Annotated in this window: 4 protein-coding genes and 1 riboswitch; all 4 genes read left to right on the top strand. The window is 31.4% G+C overall.

Translation table 11 applies throughout. The annotated features are described in order from the left end of the window. Positions 1–104: 104 nt before the first annotated feature. Positions 105–1,229: an amidohydrolase gene (locus tag RR409_RS20855; protein WP_332559700.1), complete on the top strand. Its 1,125-nt coding sequence runs from the start codon at positions 105–107 to the stop codon at positions 1,227–1,229. A gap of 426 nt (positions 1,230–1,655) precedes the next feature. Next, positions 1,656–1,985, top strand: a complete 330-nt coding sequence (locus tag RR409_RS20850; protein WP_332559699.1) for a PadR family transcriptional regulator — start codon at positions 1,656–1,658, stop codon at positions 1,983–1,985. Next, entirely contained in the window at positions 1,986–2,957 is a 972-nt protein-coding gene (locus RR409_RS20845; protein WP_332559698.1) for a permease prefix domain 1-containing protein, read from the top strand. A gap of 165 nt (positions 2,958–3,122) precedes the next feature. Further along, positions 3,123–3,222: riboswitch (TPP riboswitch) on the top strand. Between the two features lie 93 nt (positions 3,223–3,315). Continuing rightward, positions 3,316–3,984: a thiaminase II gene (tenA, locus tag RR409_RS20840; protein WP_332559697.1), complete on the top strand. Its 669-nt coding sequence runs from the start codon at positions 3,316–3,318 to the stop codon at positions 3,982–3,984. Positions 3,985–4,013 lie beyond the last annotated feature (29 nt).

Raw genomic sequence — 4,013 nt, 5'->3', positions numbered from 1 at the left:
ATAAAAGATAATCACTTCAAAGTACTTGTATAATTATCTTTTACACTTTTAAAAACACACTAATAATAGTAAAATTAAATAAACAACGATATAGAAGAAATGAGATGGATTCAGTGGAAAATAACAATTTAGAACTAACTAAACAATTACGTCATGAATTGCATCAACATCCTGAACTCTCAAATCAGGAAGCTTGGACAAAACAACACCTAATGGATTTTTTGAGAGATCATACGAAATTAAAAATCGTAGACAAAGGTCTTTGGTTCTATGCTATTTATCATGCAGGAGAAGGTAAAAAGAACATAGCCTTCCGTGCAGACTTTGATGCTATTGCTATGGAGGAAGCTATAGACATCCCTCATGGGTCTAAGCTCCACGGAATATCCCATAAATGTGGCCATGATGGTCACGCAGCATCACTTGCTGGGTTTGCTTTGGAAATCCACAAGAAGGGTGCTGACAAAAATATATTTTTCCTCTTCCAACACGCAGAGGAAACAGGTGATGGCGCTGCTCAGTGTGTCTCTTTTATTAGGGAGAATAACATTGATGAAATTTTTGCATATCACAATATGAGTGGTATGCCTTTTAAGTCTGTTAATGTAATCGATGGAACTTGTCACTGTGCATCAAAGGGCCTCACCATTCATATGGAAGGTTCTCCAGCTCATGCCAGCCAACCAGAGGATGGAACAAACCCTTCATTTGCAATTGCAAAAATTATTGATTCCATTCCTGAATTAATCTCACCCCAAAATAACAAGGGCATGGTTCTTTGCACTGTTATTCAAGTTGACATAGGTGAAAGAGCTTTTGGAGTATCTGCTAGCAAGGGGAATTTGCTTTTGACCATTCGTGCCCTATACGAAACAGAAATGGATAAACTGCAGAAAAACCTTGAAGCTCTTGCCTTAGAGCATGCAGAAAAGTATGGTTTAAAGGTAGAATTTTCTTATAATGATACTTTTCCAGAAACCACAAATCATAAAGAGAGTTTAGATAAAATCAGACAGGTTTGTGAGAAAAAGGGGTTTCAGTTAGTTGAAATGGTAGATGCCTTCCGTGCTTCAGAAGACTTCGGCCACTATTTAAAGTATACAAAAGGTGCAATGTTCTATATTGGGAATGGGGAAGATTATCCTCAAATACACACCTATAATTATGACTTCCGTGATGAAATTATAGAAACAGTAGTTGAGCTTTTTAAAGGGCTTGCTGAACTGTAAACCCTACTTAAAAGAAAAATTATTATGTAAAATAATTAAAAGTAGTTACCTCATTTATTTGAGGTAGCTATTTTTTAAGTATCCATATTATTTTGATAATTGTTTTACTTAAAATTTATTGGTAAAAGTTTCAAATATTACTTTACTTGTCGTAGTAATTATGTTATAGTGATATTACTACGACAGATAAAGTACGACTGATGAAGTAAAGTTCAATAATTAATGATATAAAATTTAGGTTAAATTTGTATCTTCAAAATCCATATTCACAAAGAGATAAATAATGCTTAACTATTTAATATGAGATAAGGAACATACACCTTATTAAATATTTAGGTTAAATTAGAATGCTGTTTATCTATATTTAGCAGGAATAAATTTTATTTTCCATTAATATTTTAGTAGTTGAAAGGAGAGGAGAAACATTTGATTAGCAGTGATGTTATTCGAGGATACAATGACACTATAATTCTTTACATGCTTATAGATAATGATTCTTACGGATACGAGATATCAAAAAAAATCAAAGATCTATCAGATGAGAAGTATATTATAAAGGAAACTACCCTGTATTCAGCTTTTACTCGGCTTGAGAAGAATGGCTATATTGAATCTTACTATAAAGATGAAACCTTTGGGAAAAGGCGGACATATTACAAAATTACTGAAGCTGGAATAAACTATTATAAAGAAAAATGTAATGAATGGGAACTTACAAAAGAGGTTATAAATCGATTTGTTAAGGAGGTAAATTAAGTGGAAACAATACAAAATTATTTAAATAATATGTTTGTAAACCTACCAAAAACTAGTGAAATACAGAAAATGAAGAGTGATTTATTATCCAACATGGAAGATAAATATAATGAGCTTAAAAGTAATGGCAGATCAGAAAATGAAGCCATTGGTATTGTAATTTCTGAATTTGGTAATATTGACGAGTTAATAAGGGAACTTGGAATTGAATATAATAATAATCAGGGTGAGATCCTTCCATCTCTTACTGAACGCGAAGTTGTTGATTTTATCAATGCAAATAAAAAATCAGGTAAACTTGTTGGAATTGGGGTTTTCCTCTGCATTCTTGCAGCAGCCTCACTAATTTTAATAAATCAATTGGTTGAAGATAGAGTTATAGTGGGTATATCAAAAGAGTTTGGTGATATTGTCGGGCTAATTCCATTATTTTTCCTTGTGGCAATAGCAGTTGGATTATTTATATACAGTGGAACCTTGGTTGAAAAATTTAAGTATTTAGAAGGAGGTTTTATCCTACCAAATCACTTGAATATACAAGTTCAGCAAAAAAATAATGCTTTTACTTCAACTTATACTGTATCTACAATTGTTGGAGTAGCAATGTGTATATTATCGCCAGTTCTGCTTTTTATTGCCTCTACTTTTGGTGATGATGCCTCAACTTATGGGGTAATAGGATTACTAATAATAGTTGCAATCGCTGTATATATCTTTATATATTTCGGAAAAATTAGGGAAAGTTATAAACGTCTATTATGTTTGGATGAATATTCAAAGCCCTTAAAGGATAAAAATGATAAGGTGATTGCTGCAGTTGCTGCATTTGTGTGGCCACTGGCAGTGTGTATTTTTCTAATTAGCGGATTTTTATATAATCAATGGTATATAAACTGGATTGTGTTCCCAATTACAGGAATATTATTTGCTATGTTTAGTGGAGTTTATGGTATTCTTAAAGAAAAAAGATAGATCAAAATTAAATGTTTTAGCCCATAAGCATAGCTTATGGGTTTTCAAGTTTTCAAAAATATGCGACGCAATAAAATAAAAATTTTAATAAGTTTAAATTATCAGTAATTACCATATGTTGCCCTATTATGTATTGACATAAATCTGTTTAAAGTATAAAATCTATGTGTGTACTAGGGGAGCCAATAAGGCTGAGATGAATTTTTTCAGACCCTTTGAACCTGCACTGGATAATGCCAGCGAAGGGAAGTTGTAAGATAATAAAAAAGCTAAATGTAAAATTTACATAGGTTTACAATTATTAAATTACCAACTCTTTTCTATGGTATGTTAAATACTGTTTGAAAGGAGTTTTTTTATGCTATTTTCTCAAAGATTATTCTTTAAAGTAAAGCCTATTTGGGAGGCATGCCTAGAGCATCCATTTCTTAAAGAACTTAGTAATGGCACTTTAAAAGAAGATAAATTTTGTTTTTATATTAAACAGGATTATGTTTATTTAATAGATTATATTAAACTTTTTGCTTTAGGGATGGTTAAATCTGATACTTTAGAAAATATGCAAGCTTTTTCTAAATGTGCAAATGCTATAGTAAATATTGAAATGGATGCACACATTGGATTTGCCAAGAAGTTCGGAATAACTAAAGAAGAACTTGAAAATACAAAACCTAATATGAATAATTTGTCTTATACTAAGTTTATGCTTCAAGTGTCTTCAGAAGGATCCTTAGTTGAACTAGTAGCTGTGTTACTTCCTTGTATGTGGAGTTATGCTTTTATTGGTAAGACTTTAGTTAATGATGAAAAAGCATTACAGCATCCACTTTATAAAGAATGGATACTTACTTATGCAGATGTTGAATATAATAACGAAAGTGATTGGTGCATTAGATTAATGGACAATCTTGCTGAAGGGCTTCCTGAAAGACAACTACAAAAACTAGAGGATCTATTCATTATTTCCTCAAAATATGAATATATGTTTTGGGATGGATGCTATAAAAAAGAAAGTTGGGCTATTTAAATGAAAGCGTTAGAAATAAATAATTTATC

This window comes from Clostridium sp. (genome assembly GCF_036642255.1).
Lineage (GTDB): Bacteria > Bacillota > Clostridia > Clostridiales > Clostridiaceae > Clostridium_J.
This window is presented reverse-complemented; position numbering and strand designations above follow the sequence as displayed.